This window comes from Actinomadura fibrosa (assembly GCF_900659615.1).
Lineage (GTDB): Bacteria > Actinomycetota > Actinomycetes > Streptosporangiales > Streptosporangiaceae > Spirillospora > Spirillospora fibrosa.
The window spans coordinates 1-983 of the sequence record NZ_CAACUY010000552.1; the positions used below are offsets into that span (position 1 = coordinate 1).

Annotated in this window: 1 protein-coding gene; it reads right to left on the bottom strand. The window is 65.0% G+C overall.

What is annotated here, in order from left to right:
- The coding region (locus tag E1300_RS49595; RefSeq protein ID WP_242619922.1) for an alpha-amylase family glycosyl hydrolase at window positions 1–983 on the bottom strand (983 nt) is incomplete at both ends.

The window sequence follows — 983 nt, forward strand, 5'->3', positions numbered from 1 at the left end:
TCGGTGTACATGTAGTCGCGTTCTTCGTCGGTGACCATCTCCAGGGTGAGTTCGTCGTGGTTGCGCAGGAAGATGCCCCATTGGCAGGACTCGGGGATCTTGGGGGTCTGCGCCATGATCTCGGAGATGGGGTAGCGCTGCTCGCGGCGGACGGCCATGAAGATGCGGGGCATGACGGGGAAGTGGAAGGCCATGTGGCATTCGTCGCCGCCGGCGCCGGGGTCGCCGAAGTACTCGACCACGTCGGCGGGCCATTGGTTGGCTTCGGCGAGCAGGACGCGGTCGGGGTAGAGGCGGTCGACCTCGGCGCGGACGCGTTTGAGGTAGGCGTGGGTTTCGGGGAGGTTTTCGCAGTTGGTGCCTTCGCGGGCGTACAGGTAGGGGACGGCGTCCAGGCGGAAGCCGTCGATGCCCAGGTCCAGCCAGAAGCGCAGGACCTCCAGCATGGCGTCTTGGACGGCGGGGTTGTCGTAGTTGAGGTCGGGTTGGTGGGAGAAGAAGCGGTGCCAGTAGTACTGGCCGCGGACGGGGTCGTAGGTCCAGTTGGAGGATTCGGTGTCGATGAAGATGATGCGGGCGTCGGGGTATTTGGTGTCGTCGTCGGACCACATGTAGAAGTCGCCGAAGGGTCCGTCGGGGTCGGTGCGGGAGGCCTGGAACCAGGGGTGGGCGTCGCTGGTGTGGTTCATGACCAGGTCGGCGATGACTCTGATGCCGCGGGCGTGGGCTTGTTCGATGAGTTCGACGAAGTCGCCCAGTTCGCCGAACTCGGGCAGGATCTTGGTGTAGTCGGCGATGTCGTAGCCGCCGTCGCGCAGGGGTGACTGGTAGATCGGCAGCAGCCACAGGCAGTCCACGCCCAGCCATTGCAGGTGGTCGAGTTTGGAGATCAGGCCGCGCAGGTCGCCGTAGCCGTCCCCGTTGGAGTCGGCGAATCCCCGCACCGACACCTCGTAGAACACCGCCGTCTTGAACCAGTGCGG